This window comes from Pseudomonas sp. YQ_5 (genome assembly GCF_043103305.1).
In the GTDB taxonomy this organism is placed as follows: Bacteria; Pseudomonadota; Gammaproteobacteria; order Pseudomonadales; family Pseudomonadaceae; genus Aquipseudomonas; species Aquipseudomonas putida_Y.
In genome coordinates, this window is record NZ_JBICJS010000017.1 from 12723 (window position 1) to 32303 (window position 19581).

Annotated in this window: 19 protein-coding genes; 6 read left to right on the plus strand and 13 right to left on the minus strand. The window is 62.9% G+C overall.

The annotated features are described in order from the left end of the window. Complete coding sequence (lnt, locus tag ACF8EA_RS02930) at nt 1–1518, plus strand: apolipoprotein N-acyltransferase (RefSeq protein WP_392521075.1); 1518 nt, start codon at nt 1–3, stop codon at nt 1516–1518. 146 nt (nt 1519–1664) lie between these two features. Here lnt and ACF8EA_RS02935 read toward each other — a convergent pair whose 3' ends face one another. Both ACF8EA_RS02935 and ACF8EA_RS02940 read right to left on the minus strand, forming a co-directional pair. Next, nucleotides 1665–2426 carry a YdcF family protein gene (locus ACF8EA_RS02935; RefSeq protein WP_084850682.1) on the minus strand — a complete coding sequence of 254 codons (762 nt, stop codon included), beginning with the start codon at nt 2424–2426 and terminating at the stop codon, nt 1665–1667. A 134-nt stretch (nt 2427–2560) separates the two neighbouring features. Beyond that, nucleotides 2561–2875, minus strand: coding sequence for a hypothetical protein (locus tag ACF8EA_RS02940; RefSeq protein ID WP_021784387.1), 315 nt, complete (start codon nt 2873–2875; stop codon nt 2561–2563). Between the two features lie 226 nt (nt 2876–3101). On the opposite strand from ACF8EA_RS02940, the gene leuS reads away from it, so the two are divergent. The 5 genes from leuS (at nt 3102) to ACF8EA_RS02965 (ending at nt 9110) form a co-directional block, all read left to right on the plus strand. Continuing rightward, a complete protein-coding gene (gene leuS / locus ACF8EA_RS02945) occupies nt 3102–5708 on the plus strand; it encodes a leucine--tRNA ligase (protein ID WP_084850681.1) in 2607 nt (868 codons plus the stop codon). Nucleotides 5709–5769: 61 nt separating this feature from the next. Further along, nucleotides 5770–6375 carry an LPS assembly lipoprotein LptE gene (gene lptE / locus ACF8EA_RS02950; RefSeq protein ID WP_392521076.1) on the plus strand — a complete coding sequence of 202 codons (606 nt, stop codon included), beginning with the start codon at nt 5770–5772 and terminating at the stop codon, nt 6373–6375. Between the two features lie 39 nt (nt 6376–6414). Beyond that, nucleotides 6415–7452: a DNA polymerase III subunit delta gene (gene holA, locus ACF8EA_RS02955; RefSeq protein WP_392521077.1), complete on the plus strand. Its 1038-nt coding sequence runs from the start codon at nt 6415–6417 to the stop codon at nt 7450–7452. 116 nt (nt 7453–7568) lie between these two features. Next, nucleotides 7569–7733: an alternative ribosome rescue factor ArfA gene (gene arfA / locus ACF8EA_RS02960; protein ID WP_003257578.1), complete on the plus strand. Its 165-nt coding sequence runs from the start codon at nt 7569–7571 to the stop codon at nt 7731–7733. A gap of 60 nt (nt 7734–7793) precedes the next feature. Then, a complete protein-coding gene (locus ACF8EA_RS02965; RefSeq protein WP_021784391.1) occupies nt 7794–9110 on the plus strand; it encodes a lytic murein transglycosylase in 1317 nt (438 codons plus the stop codon). A gap of 33 nt (nt 9111–9143) precedes the next feature. Here ACF8EA_RS02965 and ACF8EA_RS02970 read toward each other — a convergent pair whose 3' ends face one another. From ACF8EA_RS02970 to rsfS, 11 genes are all read right to left on the minus strand, one after another. Beyond that, a complete protein-coding gene (locus ACF8EA_RS02970; RefSeq protein ID WP_021784392.1) occupies nt 9144–10082 on the minus strand; it encodes an LD-carboxypeptidase in 939 nt (312 codons plus the stop codon). Between the two features lie 96 nt (nt 10083–10178). Continuing rightward, nucleotides 10179–11195: a lipoyl synthase gene (gene lipA / locus ACF8EA_RS02975; RefSeq protein ID WP_003249742.1), complete on the minus strand. Its 1017-nt coding sequence runs from the start codon at nt 11193–11195 to the stop codon at nt 10179–10181. A gap of 2 nt (nt 11196–11197) precedes the next feature. Continuing rightward, the gene (lipB, locus tag ACF8EA_RS02980) at nt 11198–11845 is read right to left on the minus strand and encodes a lipoyl(octanoyl) transferase LipB (RefSeq protein ID WP_028697854.1); all 648 of its coding nucleotides are present in this window, start codon (nt 11843–11845) and stop codon (nt 11198–11200) included. Further along, nucleotides 11845–12120, minus strand: a complete 276-nt coding sequence (locus tag ACF8EA_RS02985) for a DUF493 domain-containing protein (RefSeq protein WP_003249736.1) — start codon at nt 12118–12120, stop codon at nt 11845–11847. Before ACF8EA_RS02985 ends, lipB begins: the two co-directional genes overlap by 1 nt. A 73-nt stretch (nt 12121–12193) precedes the next feature. Further along, nucleotides 12194–13354 (minus strand): D-alanyl-D-alanine carboxypeptidase family protein, encoded by a 1161-nt coding sequence (locus ACF8EA_RS02990; RefSeq protein WP_021784394.1) that lies wholly within the window; start codon nt 13352–13354, stop codon nt 12194–12196. Nucleotides 13355–13574: 220 nt separating this feature from the next. Further along, the gene (locus ACF8EA_RS02995; protein ID WP_392521078.1) at nt 13575–14576 is read right to left on the minus strand and encodes a septal ring lytic transglycosylase RlpA family protein; all 1002 of its coding nucleotides are present in this window, start codon (nt 14574–14576) and stop codon (nt 13575–13577) included. Then, the gene (gene mltB / locus ACF8EA_RS03000; RefSeq protein WP_392521079.1) at nt 14576–15586 is read right to left on the minus strand and encodes a lytic murein transglycosylase B; all 1011 of its coding nucleotides are present in this window, start codon (nt 15584–15586) and stop codon (nt 14576–14578) included. The genes ACF8EA_RS02995 and mltB overlap by 1 nt, the downstream gene beginning before the upstream one ends. Nucleotides 15587–15603: 17 nt before the next feature. Beyond that, nucleotides 15604–16707 carry a rod shape-determining protein RodA gene (rodA, locus tag ACF8EA_RS03005; RefSeq protein WP_003249727.1) on the minus strand — a complete coding sequence of 368 codons (1104 nt, stop codon included), beginning with the start codon at nt 16705–16707 and terminating at the stop codon, nt 15604–15606. Between the two features lie 38 nt (nt 16708–16745). After that, nucleotides 16746–18635 carry a penicillin-binding protein 2 gene (mrdA, locus tag ACF8EA_RS03010; RefSeq protein WP_021784397.1) on the minus strand — a complete coding sequence of 630 codons (1890 nt, stop codon included), beginning with the start codon at nt 18633–18635 and terminating at the stop codon, nt 16746–16748. 16 nt (nt 18636–18651) lie between these two features. Next, complete coding sequence (rlmH, locus tag ACF8EA_RS03015) at nt 18652–19119, minus strand: 23S rRNA (pseudouridine(1915)-N(3))-methyltransferase RlmH (protein WP_012274378.1); 468 nt, start codon at nt 19117–19119, stop codon at nt 18652–18654. Between the two features lie 10 nt (nt 19120–19129). After that, the gene (rsfS, locus tag ACF8EA_RS03020; protein ID WP_003249719.1) at nt 19130–19549 is read right to left on the minus strand and encodes a ribosome silencing factor; all 420 of its coding nucleotides are present in this window, start codon (nt 19547–19549) and stop codon (nt 19130–19132) included. Nucleotides 19550–19581: the final 32 nt, after the last annotated feature.

A 19581-nucleotide genomic window follows, 5' to 3' on the forward strand; every position in this document is an offset into this window, starting at 1 on the left:
ATGCGTTGGTTCACCCGCCCCGGCTGGCCCGGTAACCTGCTGGCCCTGTCGGCCGGTGCTTCCACCCTCCTGGCCCTGGCGCCGTTCGACATCTGGCCGTTGGCGGTGTTGTCCATCGCGGTGCTCTACCTTGGCCTGCGCGAGCTCAGCCCGCGCCAGGCCATGTGGCGTGGCTGGTGGTTCGGGTTTGGCCTGTATGGCGCCGGCACCTGGTGGATCTACGTCAGCATGAACACCTACGGCGGCGCCTCGCCGCTGCTGGCAATCGTGTTGTTGCTGGTGTTCTTCGCCGCACTGGCCTGGTTCTTCGCCCTGCCCGCCTGGCTGTGGGCGCGCTGGCTACGACGCAACGAAGCACCACTGGCCGACGCCCTGTGTTTCGCCGCCCTCTGGCTCCTGCAAGAGGCCTTCCGCGGCTGGTTCCTGACCGGTTTCCCCTGGCTCTACGCTGGTTATAGCCAACTGGATGGCCCTTTGGCCGGCCTTGCACCGCTGGGCGGCGTATGGCTGATTTCCTTCACTCTCGCCCTCACCGCCGCCCTGCTGTGCAACCTGCACCGCCTGCGCACCCGCCCCTCGTTCCTGGCCGTGGCCAGCGTGCTGTTGCTGGCCCCCTGGGTGCTGGGCCTGGCGCTCAAGGGCCATGCCTGGACCGAGCCGGCAGGCGAGCCGCTGAAAGTGGCGGCGATCCAGGGCAACGTCGAGCAGGACCTTAAATGGGACCCCGCGCACATCGATGCGCAACTGGCGCTATACCGCGACCTGAGCTTCAGCTCCAGGCCGGTGGACCTGCTGGTGTGGCCGGAAACTGCTGTTCCGGTGCTCAAGGACCAGGCCCAGGGCTACATCGACGTGATGGGCCGCTTCGCCGCCGAGCGGCATTCGGCGCTGATCACGGGGGTGCCGGTGCGTGAAGAAGTGCACCACCAGCGCCGCTACTACAACGGCATCACCGTCACGGGCGAAGGCGATGGTACTTACCTCAAGCAGAAGCTGGTGCCGTTTGGCGAGTATGTACCGCTGCAAGACGTGCTGCGTGGGGCCATCGAGTTCTTCAACCTGCCCATGTCGGACTTCGCCCGCGGCCCGGAAGACCAGCCGCTGCTGCAGGCCAAGGGCTATCAGATTGCACCTTACATCTGCTACGAGGTGGTCTACCCCGAGTTCGCCGCCGGCCTGGCTGCGCATAGCGACCTGCTGCTGACCATCAGCAACGACACCTGGTTCGGCAAATCCATCGGCCCCTTGCAGCACCTGCAGATGGCGCAGATGCGCGCGCTGGAAGCCGGCCGCTGGATGATCCGCGCCACCAACAACGGCGTGACCGCGCTGATCGACCCCTTTGGCCGCATTACCACGCAGGTTCCGCAGTTCCAGCAGGCGGTGCTGTATGGCGAAGTGGTGCCGATGCAGCAGCTGACACCTTACCTGCAATGGCGCTCATGGCCATTGGCGATTGTCTGCACGCTGTTGCTGGGCTGGGCGTTGCTGGCAGGGCGTATTGCAAAAACCGTCTGATTGGCGATACGCGGCCACTGTAAGAGCGGGTTTACCCGCGAATACGGTAGTGGCGGCAACGGTGAACGGCGGGTGGAGATTGGCCGGCAGGGCAGGCCCTTTCGCGGGCAAGCCCGCTCCTACAGGGGATTATGTAAGCCGGTGAATCAGTAAAACACCCGGTACCCCACCAACCCCACCACTTCATTAAGCAGTTGCCCGCTCTGCCACATCGCCCGGCTCTCTGGCAGCAGCCCGCCAAACGGCCGCGCATGATCGCGCCCCAGGAACCCCACCGGCGCCGGCACCACCTCGAACCCCGCCTTTTCAAAACTCCAGCGTGAACGCTGCATGTGCCAGGCCTGGGTCACCAGCACCACCCGACGAATTCCCAAAGGCTGCAGCACCTTGGCCGTCAGCTGGGCATTTTCCCAGGTCGTGCGGCTGGCCTCTTCGCGCCATTTAACCTCGACAGCGAAATCTTCACGCAGGCGATCAGCCATTAGCCTCGCCTCGCTGGGCGGCGTCCCGAAATGCAACCCGCCACTGGTCAGCACTGGCAGGCCCGAGGCCTTGGCCAGACGCGCCGCAAAGCGCATACGCTCCAGCGCCGTGGCCGTGGGCTGGTCTCCGCCGCCCCAGGCCGGATCCCCGCGCTCACGCCCGGCGCCCAGCACCACAATGGCATCCGCCTGGCTCGCCAGGCGGGCCCAGTCGCTCACGGCCAGCGGCGGCTCACTTTCCAGTACACGGGCGGTTTCCTGCACCACCAGCGGCAGGCTCATCAGCCACAGGCCACCCAACCCTACGGCAAAGCAAAGTGCCGCCAACCGTGGCCGCCGCGTGCGCAGCCACCAGGCCGCAAGCAGCAGCAAGAACAGCAGGCCCGGCGGCATCAGCCATTGTTTGATGAAGAATCGGATCGGCATCGGCCACACCTCCTTGGCAGGTGTGCAGCCTAGAAGGATCGACGCCGGTCAACAAGTGCGTACCGGCGTCGATCATGAGTTGTGTGATAGTGAAGAACCGGCGCGCGATGGCCTGCACCTGGCGTCCTGAACGGCTAGCGATGCGGCAGCGTCCTGGGTCTCGCCTTGCTGGCGGGGCGTTTCTTGTCCTTGAGCCAGATGATCTTGGCCGATGTCGGCTCCGCTTGTGGGTAACTGCCGACAGCGGCATTGTGGCGCTCCGGGAGGGAGTCCAGGTACGCCTTGATCACTTCAAACTCCGCGTGGCTCAGACCACGCAACTCAAGCTCAGCTGGCATCTCGTCGCGCAATCGAACCGAGGTCCTGGCCGTTTCCAGTGCCAGGCCAAGCCGGTCGATAAGGCGCTCGTAAAGCTCCGGTCTGATTGCGGGTAGCTGCGTCTCTCCCATCCGTTCACCTCATTGAAGGTAAGAATATCCCCCCCACACCTGAGCTTAGCGTCGCTGCAAAAAGCAGCCGTGTGCCGCGACCAGCGGGCATTCGCAACGAAGGTTTCCCACGATGCTCGGCGCTGCTGTATGCTACGGCGTTCACTCTAAACGACACCGGAGTGCCGGACGCAGCGAGGTTCCGCTGCCTGGAACAAGGTCTCTTCTCTCTCAGCCAAAAGTAGCCATGCACGAACAATACACGCCCCGTGATATCGAAGCCGCCGCCCAGAAGTTCTGGGACGAGCAACAATCGTTCGCTGTGACCGAACAGCCAGGCAAAGACACCTACTATTGCCTATCGATGTTCCCGTACCCGAGCGGCAAGCTACACATGGGCCACGTGCGCAACTACACCATCGGTGACGTGATTGCCCGTTACCAGCGCATGCTGGGCAAGAACGTCCTGCAACCGATGGGCTGGGACGCTTTCGGCATGCCCGCGGAAAACGCGGCGATGAAAAACAACGTCGCCCCGGCCAAGTGGACGTACGAAAACATCGACTACATGAAGACCCAGCTCAAGAGCCTGGGCCTGGCCATCGACTGGGCACGTGAAGTCACCACCTGCAAACCCGACTACTACCGTTGGGAGCAGTGGCTGTTCACCCGTCTGTTCGAGAAAGGCATCATCTACCGCAAGAACGGTACCGTGAACTGGGACCCGGCGGACCAGACCGTTCTGGCCAACGAACAAGTCATCGACGGCCGTGGCTGGCGTTCGGGCGCGCTGATCGAGAAGCGCGAAATCCCGATGTACTACTTCCGCATCACCGATTACGCCGACGAGCTGCTGGAGAGCCTCGACGAGCTGCCGGGCTGGCCTGAGCAGGTCAAGACCATGCAGCGCAACTGGATCGGCAAATCGCGTGGCATGGAAGTACAGTTCCCGTACGACCAGGCCAGCATCGGCCACGAAGGCACCCTCAAGGTCTTCACCACCCGTCCGGACACGCTGATGGGCGCCACCTACGTCGCCGTCGCCGCAGAGCACCCGCTGGCCACCCAGGCCGCGCAGGGCAACCCGGCGCTGCAGGCGTTCATCGATGAGTGCAAGAGCGGCAGCGTTGCCGAAGCCGACATGGCCACCCAGGAGAAGAAGGGCATGGCCACTTCCCTGCTGGTCGAGCACCCGCTCACTGGCGAGAAGCTGCCAGTATGGGTCGCCAACTACGTGCTGATGCACTACGGTGATGGCGCGGTAATGGCCGTGCCGGCCCACGACGAGCGCGACTTCGAATTCGCCCACAAGTACAACCTGCCGGTCAAAGCCGTGGTGCGCACCAGCGCTGGCGACGAAGTCGGCAGCGAGTGGCAGGCCGCCTATGGCGAGCACGGCCAGCTGATCAACTCCGCAGAGTTCGACGGCCTGGACTTTGCTGGCGCCTTCGACGCCATCGAAGCGGCCCTGATCCGCAAGGAACTGGGCAAATCGCGTACCCAGTTCCGCCTGCGCGACTGGGGTATCAGCCGCCAGCGCTACTGGGGCTGCCCGATCCCGATCATCCACTGCCCGTCCTGCGGCGACGTCCCGGTGCCGGAAGACCAGCTGCCGGTCACCCTGCCGGAGAACGTGGTGCCGGACGGCGCCGGTTCGCCACTGGCGCGCATGCCTGAATTCTACGAATGCAGCTGCCCGAAATGCGGTGCTGCGGCCAAGCGCGAAACCGACACCATGGACACCTTCGTCGAGTCGTCCTGGTACTTCGCCCGCTATGCCTCGCCAAACTACGACAAAGGCCTGGTCGACCCCAAAGCCGCCAACCACTGGCTGCCGGTAGATCAGTACATCGGTGGTATCGAACACGCGATCCTGCACCTGCTGTACGCGCGTTTCTTCCACAAGCTGATGCGTGACGAAGGCCTGGTCACCTCGAACGAGCCATTCAAGAACCTGCTGACCCAGGGCATGGTGGTCGCAGAGACCTACTACCGCGTTGCCAGCAACGGCGGCAAGGACTGGTTCAACCCGGCCGATGTCGAGATCGAGCGTGATGCCAAAGCCAAGATCATTGGCGCTCGCCTGAAGACCGACGGCCTGCCGGTGGAAATCGGCGGCACCGAGAAAATGTCGAAATCGAAGAACAACGGCGTCGACCCGCAGTCCATGATCGAAGCCTACGGCGCCGACACCTGCCGCCTGTTCATGATGTTCGCCTCGCCGCCCGACATGAGCCTGGAATGGTCCGACTCCGGCGTCGAAGGTGCCAGCCGCTTCCTGCGTCGTGTCTGGCGCCTGGCTCAGGCTCACGTCAGCCAAGGCCTGCCAGGCAAGCTGGATGTTGCCGCCCTGGACGACGCACAAAAAGTCATCCGCCGCGCCATTCACGCTGCCATCAAACAGGCCAGCATCGACGTGGGCCAGTTCCACAAGTTCAATACCGCCATCGCCCAGGTGATGACCGTGATGAACGTACTGGAAAAGGCCCCACAAGCCACCGAACAGGACCGCGCCCTGCTTCAGGAAGGCCTGGAAGCCGTCACCCTGCTGCTGGCACCGATCACTCCGCACATCTCTCATGAGCTGTGGCAGCAACTGGGCCATGCAGGCTCGGTGATCGATGCCGCCTGGCCAAGCGTCGACGAACAGGCGCTGGTCCAGGACACCATTACCTTGGTGGTTCAGGTCAACGGCAAACTGCGCGGCCAGGTCGAGATGCCTGCCGCTGCCAGCCGCGAAGAAGTCGAAGCCGCTGCCCGCAGCAACGAGAATGTCCTGCGCTTCATCGATGGCCTGACCATCCGCAAGGTCATCGTGGTACCGGGCAAGCTGGTCAACATCGTCGCCAACTGATGAAAACGCCCACCCGCATTGGCTGCGGGTGGGCGGAACAGGCCCCAAAGGGAGCAACAACATGATTAAACGCAATTTGCTGGTAATCGGCCTGGCGGTCATGCTCAGCGCCTGCGGATTCCAGCTGCGCGGCACCGGCTCCACCGAGCTGAGCGTGAAGGAAATGGACGTCAGCGCGCGCAATGCCTATGGCCCGACCGTGGTCCAGCTGCGTGAAGTACTGGAACGTAGCGGCGTCAACGTGCATGCCGGCGCACCGTATCGCCTGGTGCTGACCAACGAACAGGAGCGCGAGCGCTCGGCCACCTACAGCGGTGGCAACCGTACCGCCGAGTACGAGCTGACCACCAAGCTGGACTACAGCATCCTGGGCCTGAACAACCTGGAGCTGATGAGCGACAAGCTGGAGGTGCGCAAGATCTACCTGCGTGACGGCTCGAACATCACCGGCTCCGAGCAGGAAGCCGACCGCGCACGCGAAGAAATGCGCCGCGATCTGGTCAACGCCATGGTCGTACGCCTGCAAATGCTGTCCCCAGCCCAGCTGGACGAGCTGCAGCGTAAAGCCGACGAGCGCGCCAAAGCCGAAGCTGCCGCGCTGGAGGCTGCCCGCCGCCAGCAGGCCGAGACGCCTCAGCAATCGCCATTGGAAGTGCCGGGCAACTAAGCCCGTGAGGGGCGCCCTAGGGCGCCCCGCCTGCTCCCCATGAAGCTCGCTCCCGCCCAACTCAACAAGCACCTGCAAGGCGCCCTGGCACCGGTCTACGTGGTCAGCGGCGACGACCCGCTGCTGTGCCAGGAAGCCGCCGACGCCATCCGCAATACCGCGCGTCAGCAAGGCTTCGATGAACGCCAGGTATTCAGTGCCGACGCCAACTTCGACTGGGGCACCCTGCTCCAGGCCGGCGCAAGCCTGTCGCTGTTCGCCCAGCGCCGCCTGCTGGAACTGCGCCTGCCCTCGGGCAAGCCCGGTGACAAGGGTGCCGCTGCACTGATGGAATACTGCGCCAACCCCGCCGAAGACACGCTGCTGCTGATCAGCCTGCCCAAGCTCGACAGCAGTGCGCAGAAGACCAAGTGGGGCAAGGCATTGATCGAAGGCGCCCATTGCCAGTTCATCCAGATCTGGCCGGTGGATGTGCATCAGCTTCCTCAGTGGATCAACCAGCGCCTGCAACAGGCCGGCCTGTCAGCCCAGCGTGATGCCGTCGACCTGATTGCCGCGCGCGTGGAAGGCAACCTGCTGGCAGCCGCGCAGGAAATCGAAAAGCTCAAGTTGCTGGCCGAAGGCAGCCAGATCACCGTGGAAACCGTGCAGGCTGCCGTCGCCGACAGCGCCCGCTTCGATGTCTTCGGCCTGGTCGACGCCATTCTCAACGGCGAGGCTGCGCATGCCCTGCGCATGCTCGAAGGCTTGCGCGGTGAAGGTGTGGAACCGCCCGTCATCCTCTGGGCATTGGCCCGTGAACTGCGCCAACTGGCGGGGCTGGCCCAGCAGTTCAGCCAAGGCGTGCCATTGGACAAAGCGTTCAGCCAGGCCCGCCCGCCCATCTGGGACAAACGCCGACCGCTGGTCAGCAAGGCCCTGCAGCGCCTCTCGGCGCAGCGCTGGGCGCAATTGCTGCAGGATGCCCAGCGTATCGATGCGCAGATCAAAGGGCAGGCAGAAGGTTCGCCCGGGATTGGCCTGGCGCGGCTGTCGCTGTTGATGGCTGGCCAGCGCCTGACTCTTCCTCCCGAGTAACCCCCCACCAAAGGGCTGCAAGGCCCAGGATCTCGACCATAAACACAATCAATTGGCTACCCGGCAGCCCAAGCCCTACAGTGCGCCCCGAAACCCACCCAACCCGGGATACCGCCATGAGCAAAAAGCCGAAAAAGCACGGCCCCAACAAGGCCAAGTCCATCATCGCCCAGCCACTGTTCCGCTGCCGCCAGGAACAACCGAACAAGGGCAAAGGCAGCTACCGCCGCGAAGCCTTCCAATCGAGAGATTGGGAGGCTTCCTACTTTTTGGCTGCATGAAAGCATCGCAAGCGCAGGCATGATATGGTCGTCACCTGACCTGCAACTCTGGATCTGTGCATGCTCTTCCGTATTATCCCCCGCTGGGAAACCCGCCAGCTGATCGCGGCCTCCAGCTTCATCCTGCTCGTGGCCTGTGCGGAAAAGCCCACCGCCGCCGACGCGCTGCCGCTGGCCCCTGCCCAACCCAATCCAGTGGTGACCGTGCCCGGCGCAATGCCCGACGTCAGCACTGAAATCCAGCCTCTGCAAACCTTCGCCCAATGGCAAGCGGGCTTCCGCGAGCAGGCCCTGCAAGCCGGCATTTCGCCGAGCACCTTCGACCGCGCCTTCCTCGGTGTCACCCCTGACCTGGACGTGATCAAGGCAGATCGCAGCCAGCCGGAGTTCACCCGCCCGGTGTGGGAGTACCTCGAAGGCGCCCTGTCGCCCCTGCGCGTGCGCAACGGCAAGAAGCTGCTGGTGCAGAACGCTGAGTTGCTGACTCGCCTCGAGCAACAATATGGCGTGGACCGCCAGGTGCTGGTCGCGGTGTGGGGCATGGAAAGCAACTTCGGCCAGTTCCAGGGCAGCAAGTCGGTGATCCGCTCGCTAGCCACTTTGGCCTATGAGGGCCGCCGCCCACAGTTTGCCCAGGACCAGCTGATTGCCGCGCTGCAGATCATCCAGCATGGTGACATCCAGCCTGAAGCCATGCGGGGCTCGTGGGCCGGCGCCATGGGCCAGACCCAGTTCATCCCGACCACCTACAACACCCATGCCGTGGACTTCGACGGCGATGGCCGACGCGACATCTGGAACAGCACACCAGACGCCCTGGCCTCAACAGCGCACTACCTGCAGAGTTCGGGCTGGAAACGCGGCCAACCGTGGGGCTTCGAGGTACAGGTGCCGGCTGGTTTCGACTTCTGGCAGGCCGATGGCGCACAGCGCAAACCGGTGAGTGAATGGCTGGCGATGGGCGTGAAACTGCCAGCAGGCACTCGCCTGCCGGCAGGTAGCAACCAGCTGTCTGCCGCCCTGCTGCTGCCGGCCGGTGCACGCGGCCCGGCATTCCTGGTGCTGGACAACTTCCGCGCCATCCTCAAGTACAACAACTCGTCGTCCTATGCCTTGGCGGTGAGCCTGCTCGGGGATCGCTTCAGCGGCTGGGGCTTCATTGCCGGCAGCTGGCCGAAAGACGATATGCCGCTCAGTCGCAGCGAGCGCATGGAGCTGCAGCACTTGTTGAACAGCCGCGGGCATGATGCAGGTAATGCCGATGGCATTATCGGGGCCAATACCCGCAAGGCAATCCGCAATGCCCAGCAAGGGCTTGGATGGCCGGCGGATGGGTACCCGACCCATAAGCTGCTTGAGAACCTGCGCCAGCAGTAAGCATTTCGGGGCCGCTGCGCGGCCCCGGCAATTTCATGCCCTGAACAGATCCTGCTCCAGCACCAGTGTTTGCTGACCACTGTCGAGCCTCACCCGAGCCCCCAGGGGCAAGCATACATTCGGGTCACAATGCCCGCTGCGCCAGCCCGCCAGCACCGGCACCCCAAGCGGCGCAAACATATCCTCCAGCAACGGCGTCAGCGCCGCTGTGGTAATCCCGGCAAAGTCGCCCACCAGCACGCCTTTGATCCCCTCCAGCTTGCCTGCCAGGCGTAACTGGGTCAGCAGCCGATCCACCCTGTACAGCGGCTCGTTGACGTCCTCGATGAACAGGATGCAGCCCTGGGTATCCAGCTCGGCAAGCGTTCCGATGGTCGCACCCAGCATCGACAGGTTGCCACCCAGCAGCGGCCCGCAGGCTACCCCCGGTAACACGCTGTCCAATGCGAAACCCTGCGGGTGCACGACCTGCTCGCCTGCCTTCACAAGCCCACCCAGCTGCGCCAGCAACGACGACTCGGTCGGTGGCAACTTGGCCCCCAGCAGGTCGGCATTGAGCATCCCCCCATGGAAGGTCACCAGTCCGGCATGCCGGTAGATCGCCGTATGCAGTGCAGTGATGTCGCTGTAGCCGATCAGCGGCTTGGGGTTGCGCCGGATCAGTTCGAAGTCGAGCTGGTCAAGCAGGCGCATGCTGCCGTAGCCCCCACGCATGCACAGAATGGCGTCAATGGCCGGATCGGCAAAGGCTGCGTGCAGGTCCTGCAAACGCTGCTGGTCCGGCCCCGCCAGGTAGCCCTGTGCCTGCAGGGCACCCGGGTAAATACAGCAACGGTAGCCGCGGTCAACGAACCACTGGCTGACCTTGTGCGCATCAAGCCGCGCCGCGCCCGCCGGGGCGACAATGGCAAAGCATGCGTTGGCCGGCAGCGCGGCTGGCAGGGTGGGTTGGAAGGTTTTGGCGCAATACATCGCGGCTCCTTGCAGCATGGGACACAAACAAAAATGCCGATGCCGCCCTTGGGCGTGCATCGGCATATGTGGCTCTGCTCTTGGCTAGAGCATAGCTCAGAGCTTGATTTTGGCTTCGTGAGCCTGCTGGTCGGCGTGGTACGAAGAACGTACCAGCGGGCCAGAAGCAACGTTCTTGAAGCCCATCTTGTAACCTTCCTCGGCAAACCAGGCAAAGGTGTCCGGGTGAACGAAACGCTGCACCGGCAAGTGGCTGCGCGACGGCTGCAGGTACTGGCCGAGGGTAAGCATGTCGATGTCATGCTCGCGCATGCGGTGCATCACTTCGATCACTTCCTCGTCGGTTTCACCCAGGCCGAGCATCAGGCCCGACTTGGTCGGTACGTGCGGCACCAACTGCTTGAACTTCTGCAGCAGGTCCAGCGACCAGTCATAGTCCGAACCCGGGCGCGCGGCCTTGTACAGGCGCGGTACGGTCTCGAGGTTGTGGTTGAACACATCCGGCGGCTCTTGCGCGGTGATTTCCAGGGCAACGTCCATACGGCCACGGTAGTCCGGCACCAAGGTCTCCAACTGCACGCCTGGCGACAGCGCGCGGATTTCCCGGATGCAGTCAGCAAAGTGCTGGGCACCACCGTCACGCAGGTCGTCGCGGTCCACCGAGGTGATCACCACGTACTTCAGGCGCAGGTCGGCAATGGCAACCGCCAGGTTTTTCGGCTCGTCCAGATCCAGCGGCTTCGGTCGGCCGTGGCCAACGTCGCAGAACGGGCAACGACGGGTGCAGATGTCACCCATGATCATGAAGGTGGCGGTACCACCCGAGAAGCACTCGCCCAGGTTCGGGCAGGAGGCCTCTTCGCACACGCTGTGCAGTTTGTGCTTGCGCAGCAGTTGCTTGATGCGGTCTACCTCGGGCGACACCGGGATACGCACGCGAATCCAGTCGGGCTTCTTTGGCAGCTCGTCGGTAGGGATGATCTTCACCGGGATGCGCGCGACCTTGTCGGCGCCACGCAGCTTGACCCCAGCTTCCACCTTCTTCGGCGCTGGGCGCGGGGTGGCATCCTGGGTAGGTATCAGGTTCGGCACGGCTTCTTGCACAGTTGTCATATTCAGTCGATTCCGCCCGTGAGGGTCGTCTGCTCAGCGTAGTCGAGGTGCTTGACCAGCTGTCCGCGCAGCCTTGTCCTGACCTCGTCGAGTTCGATCGGGCCTGCCAGATCGCGCAGCTGGGTCATCGCCAGCCCCGCATAGCCGCAGGGGTTGATTCGGCGGAATGGCGCAAGGTCCATGTCCACGTTCAGGGCAAGGCCGTGAAACGAACGGCCGTTGCGAATTCGCAGGCCGAGGGAGGCAATTTTCGCTCCGTCGACATAGACACCCGGGGCATCGGGCTTGGCAGACGCCTGAACAGCATAGCTGGCGAGCAGGTCGATGAGGGCCTGCTCGATACGGCTGACCAGCTCACGCACGCCAAAGCCCAGCCGGCGGACATCCAGCAGCAGGTAGGCCACCAGCTGACCGGGGCCATGGTAGGTGACCTGGCCGCCGCGGTCGGTCTGCACCACCGGGATGTCGCCCGGCACCAGCAGGTGCTCGGCCTTGCCGGCCTGCCCCTGGGTGAAGACCGAAGGGTGCTCGACCAGCCAGATTTCATCCTGGCTGTCCGGGCTACGCTGCTCGGTAAAACGACGCATGGCCTCAAGCACCGGTTCGTAGGGCTGCAGGCCAAGATCGCGAAAACCGAGACAGGCGGGCATCAGAGCACCATTTTCACGATGCCGGTAGCGCGCAGGGCGCTGTTGATATCGTGCAGCTGGTTCTCGCTTTCGGCAACGATGTGCAATTGCACCGTGGTGTACTTGCCTTCCTTGCTCTGGCGCTCGGCCAGGGTAGAAAGGTCGACTTTGGCGTGCTTGCTGAGAATCTCGATGACCGTGTCCTTGAAACCGACAACGGTGTCACCGATGACCTTGATCGGGTAATCGTCGCAAGGGAATTCGATCTTGTGCGACTTGACGTCTGGTTCGCTCATGGCGGAAACGGCCTCGTAAGCCGTGGCAACAACAACACCCCCGCGGTATGCGCGGGGGCATGCAGGTCACGTATCAGTTGAACAACCCGTAGAAGAATAGACGGATGCTATCCCACATACGGCGGAAGAAACCACCTTCCTCGACGCCATCAAGGGCGATCAGGTCGGCGCTGTGAACCACTTTTTCGTCCAGTTTGACTTCCACTTTGCCGATCACGTCACCTTTGGCGATCGGTGCGGTGAGCTGCGGGTTCATGGTCATCGAAGCCTGCAGGCGCTTCAATTGGCCTTTAGGCATAGTCATGGTCAGGTCGTCAGCCAGGCCAGCCTTGACTTGGCTGGTAGCGCCCTTCCAGACCGGTGCCTGGGTCAGCTCGGTGCCCTTCTGATAGAAGGTCTGGGTTTCGAAGAAGCGGAAACCGTAGGTCAGCAGCTTCTGGGTTTCGGCAGCACGCGATTGTTCGCTGTTGGTACCGAAGACCACGGCGATCAGGCGCTGGCCATCGCGAACGGCCGAAGCCACCATGCAGTAGCCGGCTTCGTCGGTGTGACCGGTTTTCAGGCCATCGACAGTCTTGTCACGCCACAGCAGCAGGTTGCGGTTAGGCTGCTTGATGTTGTTCCAGAAGAACTCTTTCTGCGAGTAGATGGCGTAGTGAGCCGGGTCGACGTTGATGATCGCACGAGCCAGGGTCGCCATGTCGTGCGCCGACGAGTAGTGCTCGGGGTTCGGCAGGCCGGTCGGGTTCATGAAGTGGCTGTTGGTCATGCCCAGATCGGCAGCCGTCTTGTTCATCATGTCGGCGAAGGCGTCTTCGCTGCCGGCGATGTGCTCGGCCAAGGCGACCGAGGCGTCGTTACCGGACTGGATGATGATGCCGTGCAGCAGGTCGCTGACCGATACCTGGCTACCAACCTTGATGAACATGCGCGAACCGCCGGTACGCCATGCGTTTTCGCTGACGGTAACCGGGTCACTTTCACCGATCTGGCCGCGGCGGATATCCAGGGTCGCGATGTACGCGGTCATCAGCTTGGTCAGGCTGGCTGGCGGCAGACGCTCGTCACCGTTGTTCTCGACCAGCACGTTGCCGCTGGACGCGTCCATGAGTACGTAGGACTTGGCGGCCAGTTGTGGTGGCGCCGGCGTCATCTGCTCCGCCGCGAAGGCGGCAGGCGTGATCAGCAGCAGTACAGGCAGGCAAAGTCGTTTGGCAAGGTTGGTGATGTTCATCCGTCTCTCGAAAATCGCTAATGGTCTGAGATGTTCCCTGGGCAAGATCATGCGCCCAGCGCCAGTCAGTCTAGTTTTATGGCCGTTGGCCTGGCCCGCGACAGTGCGGCTTTATGTCGCTGCGGGCAAAAGCTGTCATTGTACATGGCCGAGCCCGGCAATTCATGACAAAACCGACAGTTTGGTGTTGCCGTCTTCGCGGGCGCGCCCGCTCCCACAGTCAGTCTGCTGTGACCAGCTTGGCCTGCCCCAAGTTCGCCAGGCGAATGCTGTCTTGCGCTTGCTGGACCTCGCCCTGGCTGCCGATAGGCCCCAGGCGCACGCGGTGCAGGGTCTGCTGGTTACGCACGATCGAGCTGATGAACACGGGGGCATTGACCATGGTACTGAGCTTGGCGCGCAGCAACTCGGCAGCGTCAGGGTTGGCAAAGGCGCCTACCTGCAAGAAACTGCCAGCGTTGCCGCCAGGCACGTTGTTGCCACCCACCTGCACCGGTACCACTGGCGCTGCGTGCTGCTGTGGTGGCGGAGTCCATTGCTCGACACGCCCGGTGCTGGCCGGTATTGCTTGGGTCTGCGCCACTTGCGGCTCCTTCAGTACCATCGGCGGCGTTTGGCCACGCTCAGCCCACCACTGCTTCGGGTCGATACCCTCGACGCGCACGTGCGCGGTGCCGATCTCGGCATAGCCGAGCTTTTTCGCCGCAGCATAGGACAAGTCGATGATACGGTCGGAATAGAACGGACCACGGTCGTTCACCCGAAGGATCACGCTGCGGCCGTTCGCCAGGTTGGTCACCCGCACATAGGCCGGCAGTGGCAGGGTCTTGTGCGCCGCGCTCATGCCATACAGGTCGTACAGCTCACCGTTGGCAGTGTTCTGCCCGTGGAACTTGGTGCCATACCACGACGCCGTACCCTCGGCGCGATAGTTGCGCGAGTCCTGCATCGGGTAGTAGGTCTTGCCAAGCACAGTGTACGGGTTGGCCTTGTAGTTACCGGTGTGCACGGTCGGCGTGGCATCAGGGATCTTGTTCACATCCACGTCCCACCACGGCGCGCCGTCCTTGTGTGCCCGGTTGATGTCCAGGCCAGGCTGGCTACGTACGACGCCGCCGCTGCTTTGCTGGGTCGGGCGATTGGAGGAGCAACTGGCCAGCACCACGCCGACGGCGAGGCAGGTGAGCAGCTTGAAAGAATTGCCAGAGATGATTGCGCGCATTACTTGACGCCCCGTACTTGAACCAGCTGTTCCGCAAGCTGATGTACCGCCATGGCATACATCACGCTGCGGTTGTAGCGAGTGATCGCGTAGAAGTTTTTCAGGCCCATCCAGTATTCAGGGCCGCTCTCGCCCTCGAGACGGAAGGCGGTAACCGGCAGATCATCGCGCAGGGAATCATGAACCGACCAGCCAAGCGTACGCAACTCCCCCACCGTTTTCACCGGTTCGATGCCGGTGGTCAGGCCTTCGTCGGCGCGCTCACCTTCCACCCGGGCGCGACTGACCACTCCCTCCCCGGCCACCCAACCGTGGCGCTTGAAGTAGCTGGCCACGCTGCCGATGGCATCGTCAGGATTGTTCCAGATATTGATATGGCCGTCCCCGTCGAAGTCCACCGCGTAGTTGCGGAAGCTGCTCGGCATGAACTGCGGCAGGCCCATGGCGCCGGCGTACGACCCCTTGAGCGTCAAGGGGTCGAGTTGCTCCTCACGGGCCAGCAGCAGGAACTCACGCAGCTCCTTGCGGAAGAACTCGGCACGTGGCGGGTAGTCGAAGCCCAGCGTCGACAGGGCGTCGATCACCCGGTAGTTGCCGGTATTGCGGCCAAAAAAGGTTTCCACGCCAATGATCGCGACAATGTACTGCGCAGGTACGCCGTACTCCTGCTCGGCCCGGGTCAATACGGCCTCGTGCTGGCGCCAGAAATCCACACCGCGAGCGATACGCGCATCGGTGATGAACATCGGCCGGTAGTCCTTCCACGGTTTGACCCGCTCGGCCGGTCGCGAGATGGCGTCGAGGATCGACTGCTTGCGCTGTACCTCACGAAACACGCCCATCAGTTGCTCCGGCGCAAAACCATAGTCGCGGCTCATTTCGCCAATAAACGCAGCTACCTGCGGCGAGCCTTCGTATTCGCCGGCATGGGCCAACTGTACAGCGCCGAACAGGCCCACCGCACCAATCCAAGGCGCACAACGGGCAGCCCAGTTACGCACTGCTTGCATGAAATTGTTCACCTTATTCAAACCTGCGCGATCCACTTGCGGTGCGTATGGATCGACATCAAAACGCCAAACGCTGACAGCAGCGTCACCAACGATGTTCCGCCATAGCTGATGAAAGGCAGCGGCACGCCCACCACGGGCAGAAGGCCGCTCACCATTCCGATATTGACGAACACGTATACAAAAAAGGTCATGGTCAGGCTGCCCGCAAGCAGCTTGCCGAAGAGGGTCTGCGCCTGGGCCGTGATCACCAGGCCACGGCCGATCAGCAGCAGGTAGACAATCAGCAGCAGGCAGATGCCGACCAGGCCGAACTCCTCGCCGAGCACGGCGATGATGAAGTCGGTGTGGCTTTCCGGCAGAAAGTCCAGATGCGACTGCGTGCCAAGCAACCAGCCTTTGCCAAATACCCCGCCCGAGCCGATCGCCGCCTTGGACTGGATGATGTTCCAGCCGGTCCCCAACGGGTCGCTTTCAGGGTCGAGAAAGGTCAATACCCGCTGCTTCTGATAGTCGTGCATGACGAAGAACCACATTGCCACCGCGACGGGTACGGCCGCCGCCAGCACGCTGAGGATCCAGCGCCAGCGCAAGCCGCCCATGAACAGCACGAAGGCACCGGAGGCCAGGATCAGCAGCGCGGTCCCCAGGTCGGGCTGACGCACGATCAGCATGAACGGCACGCCGATCAGCACCAGGCTGATCGCCACGTGCTTCAAATGTGGCGGCAGGGTGCGCTTGGACAGGTACCAGGCGATGGTCGCCGGCATGATGATTTTCATGAATTCCGAGGGCTGGAAGCGGATCACGCCGGGGATGTTGATCCAGCGTGTGGCACCCATGGCGTTGTGGCCCATCACGTCCACCACCACCAGCAACAACACCCCGGCCAGGTAGGCCAGCGGCACCCAACGCGCCATGAAACGCGGCTCCAGCTGGGCGATGACGAACATCGACACCAGGCCGATACCAAACGAGGTGGCTTGCTTGAGCAGCAGGTCCCAGTTCTTGCCACTGGCCGAATACAGTACGAACAGGCTACCGGCCGCAAGGGTCAGCAGAATGATCAGCAAGGGGCCGTCGATATGGATGCGCTGCAAAAAGCTGGCACGCCGACGCATCACATCCTCGCTGGAGAGCATGCGATCGAAATTGTTCATCACAGGGCCGATTCCTGGGTAACGGTGGCTGGCGCGAACTCGGGTTTGAGCCGGCCATTTTCGTCGAGCAGCCAGGCGTCCATGATCTGGCGTACCACCGGTGCGGCGACACCCGAGCCGGACTCACCGTTCTCGACCATCACCGAGACCACGATTCTCGGGGCTTCGGCTGGGGCAAAAGCGACGAACAGGGCATGGTCGCGGTGGCGCTCCTGGAGTTTGTTGCGGTCGTATTTCTCGCCCTGCTTGATCGCCACCACCTGGGCGGTACCGCTCTTGCCGGCAATGCGGTACTGGGCACCGGCAGCTGCCTTGCGCGCGGTACCGCGGGGGTTGTGCATCACCTGCTCCATGCCATGGGTGACCTTGGCCCAGTCAGACTTGTCACGCAGCACGATGTCTTCCGGCGGGTTGTCGTCTACCGGCGGCAGGCCTTCGATGGTCTTGGCCAGGTGCGGGCGGTTCCACACGCCTTTGTTGGCGATCAGTGCAGTGGCCTGGGCCAGCTGCAGCGGCGTGGCCTGCATGTAACCCTGGCCGATGCCGAGAATCAGGGTTTCGCCAGGGAACCACGCCTGGCGACGGGTGGCACGCTTCCATTCGCGCGAGGGCATCAACCCGGCAGACTCCTCGAACATATCGAGGGAAACCCGCTGGCCGATGCCGAACTTGTTCATATAGCTGGACAACCGATCGATGCCCATCTTGTGTGCAAGGTCATAGAAGTAGGTGTCGTTCGAGCGCATGATGGCGGTGTCCAGATCGACCCAGCCATCACCGGAGCGGTTCCAGTTCCGGTATTTGTGATCGTAGTTGGGCAGCTGGTAGTAGCCCGGGTCGAACACCCTGGTGCTGGCATTGACTACGCCACTGTCCAGGCCGGCAATAGCCACCGCCGGCTTGATGGTCGAACCCGGCGGGTACAGGCCACGCAGCACGCGGTTGAATAGCGGCCGATCGATCGAGTCGCGCAATTCGCCATAGGCCTTGAAGCTGATGCCGGTGACGAACAGGTTGGGGTCGAAGCTCGGCTGACTCACCATCGCCAGCACTTCGCCGGTTCGTGGGTCGAGCGCAACCACTGCACCACGCCGGCCGCCCAGGGCGGCTTCGGCGGCCTCCTGCAGCTTGATGTCCAGGCTCAGCACAATGTCCTTGCCCGGCTTCGGGTCGGTGCGCTTGAGCACCCGAAGCACGCGGCCACGGGCGTTGGTCTCGACTTCCTCATAACCCACCTGACCGTGCAGGGCGTCTTCGTAGAAGCGCTCGATGCCGGTCTTGCCGATATGGTGAGTGCCGCTGTAGTTCACCGGGTCGAGCGTTTTCAGCTCTTTCTCGTTGATCCGCCCAACATAACCCACCGAATGGGCGAAGTGCGCACCCTGCGGGTAATGCCGCACCAGCTGGGCCACCACTTCCACACCCGGCAGGCGGAACTGGTTTACCGCCACACGGGCGATCTGCTCTTCGTTGAGTTCGAACAGGATCGGCACCGGCTCGAATGGCCGGCGGCCTTGGCGCATGCGCTTCTCGAACAGGGCACGATCGTCAGCGTCGAGCTCAAGCACTTCGACGATGGTATCCAGCACTTCCTGCCAGTTACCTGCACGTTCGCGGGTCATCGACAGGCTGAAGCTGGGCCGGTTGTCGGCAACGATCACCCCGTTGCGGTCGAAGATCAGCCCGCGAGTCGGCGGGATCGGCTGCACATGCACCCGGTTGTTCTCCGACAGCGTGGAGTGGTAGTCGTACTGGATGATCTGCAGGTAGTACAGCCGCGCGATCAGCACGCAAATAAGCAGCATGATCGCCACTGCGCCGACCACGACGCGCTTGCGCACCAGGCGGGCGTCTTTCTCGTGGTCCTTGAGACGGATCGGCTGCGACATCGGACTGCTTACAGGCTCATTTGTGGTAAGGGTGCCCGGACAACACGGTCCAGGCGCGGTAGATCTGCTCGCCGATGAGTATCCTTACCAACGGGTGCGGCAAAGTCAGCGGCGACAGCGACCAACGTTGCTCGGCGCGCGCGCAAACCTCAGGTGCCAGGCCCTCCGGGCCGCCCACCATCAAGTTCACCGTGCGCGCATCCAGGCGCCAGCGGTCCAGCTCGGTGGCCAACTGCTCGGTACTCCAGGGCTTGCCATGGACCTCGAGGGTGACAATGCGTTCCCCAGGCTGCACCTTGCTTAGCATGGCTTCGCCCTCCTGACGGATCAGGCGGGCGACGTCGGCATTCTTGCCACGGGTGTTCAGCGGGATTTCCACCAGCTCAAGCGACAGCTCGGTGGGCAGGCGCTTGGCATATTCATGCCAGCCTTCCTCGACCCACTTCGGCATGCGCGAGCCGACCGCAATCAGGCGCAGACGCACAGCGCTTTCCTCACTCGCGGTCTTTGAGCTTGTCGGAGTACTCGTGAGCATGGTCCGGGCTGTGGTGCTTGCCATCGGCGGCACGGCTTTGCTCGGCACCCTGCCACAGACGCTCAAGATCGTAGAACTGGCGGGCAGCGGCGGTCATCATGTGCACGATGACGTCGTTCAGGTCCAGCAGCACCCAGTCGCTGTCGCCCTTGCCTTCTTCACCCAGTGGCTGGGCGCCCTTGGCCTTGACCGCTTCACGGACCTTTTCGGCCATCGCGTTGATCTGGCGGTTGGAGGTACCGGTGGCAATGATCATGTAGTCGGTCAGGCTGTGCTTGTCGCGCACGTCGATGACCTGGATGTCCTGGGCCTTGACGTCTTCCAGCGCTGCCTTGGTCACTGCGACCAGTTCTTCGCCGTAAATTTTCTGCTTGGTCATATAAAACTCGTTCAACTCGTTGGATGAGGCGC

Bases quoted from the DNA above. Each gene is read 5' to 3' on its own strand.
- mrdA (WP_021784397.1), bottom strand. From the start codon at position 18,635: ATGTCGCAGCCGATCCGTCTCAAGGACCACGAGAAAGACGCCCGCCTG.
- ACF8EA_RS02990 (WP_021784394.1), bottom strand. From the start codon at position 13,354: ATGAACATCACCAACCTTGCCAAACGACTTTGCCTGCCTGTACTGCTG.
- ACF8EA_RS02965 (WP_021784391.1), top strand. From the start codon at position 7,794: ATGCTCTTCCGTATTATCCCCCGCTGGGAAACCCGCCAGCTGATCGCG.
- ACF8EA_RS02995 (WP_392521078.1), bottom strand. From the start codon at position 14,576: ATGCGCGCAATCATCTCTGGCAATTCTTTCAAGCTGCTCACCTGCCTC.
- arfA (WP_003257578.1), top strand. From the start codon at position 7,569: ATGAGCAAAAAGCCGAAAAAGCACGGCCCCAACAAGGCCAAGTCCATC.
- lipB (WP_028697854.1), bottom strand. From the start codon at position 11,845: ATGCCCGCCTGTCTCGGTTTTCGCGATCTTGGCCTGCAGCCCTACGAA.
- ACF8EA_RS02935 (WP_084850682.1), bottom strand. From the start codon at position 2,426: ATGCCGATCCGATTCTTCATCAAACAATGGCTGATGCCGCCGGGCCTG.
- lptE (WP_392521076.1), top strand. From the start codon at position 5,770: ATGATTAAACGCAATTTGCTGGTAATCGGCCTGGCGGTCATGCTCAGC.
- rodA (WP_003249727.1), bottom strand. From the start codon at position 16,707: ATGCGTCGGCGTGCCAGCTTTTTGCAGCGCATCCATATCGACGGCCCC.
- mltB (WP_392521079.1), bottom strand. From the start codon at position 15,586: ATGCAAGCAGTGCGTAACTGGGCTGCCCGTTGTGCGCCTTGGATTGGT.
- ACF8EA_RS02985 (WP_003249736.1), bottom strand. From the start codon at position 12,120: ATGAGCGAACCAGACGTCAAGTCGCACAAGATCGAATTCCCTTGCGAC.
- rsfS (WP_003249719.1), bottom strand. From the start codon at position 19,549: ATGACCAAGCAGAAAATTTACGGCGAAGAACTGGTCGCAGTGACCAAG.
- lipA (WP_003249742.1), bottom strand. From the start codon at position 11,195: ATGACAACTGTGCAAGAAGCCGTGCCGAACCTGATACCTACCCAGGAT.
- holA (WP_392521077.1), top strand. From the start codon at position 6,415: ATGAAGCTCGCTCCCGCCCAACTCAACAAGCACCTGCAAGGCGCCCTG.
- lnt (WP_392521075.1), top strand. From the start codon at position 1: ATGCGTTGGTTCACCCGCCCCGGCTGGCCCGGTAACCTGCTGGCCCTG.
- leuS (WP_084850681.1), top strand. From the start codon at position 3,102: ATGCACGAACAATACACGCCCCGTGATATCGAAGCCGCCGCCCAGAAG.
- ACF8EA_RS02970 (WP_021784392.1), bottom strand. From the start codon at position 10,082: ATGTATTGCGCCAAAACCTTCCAACCCACCCTGCCAGCCGCGCTGCCG.
- ACF8EA_RS02940 (WP_021784387.1), bottom strand. From the start codon at position 2,875: ATGGGAGAGACGCAGCTACCCGCAATCAGACCGGAGCTTTACGAGCGC.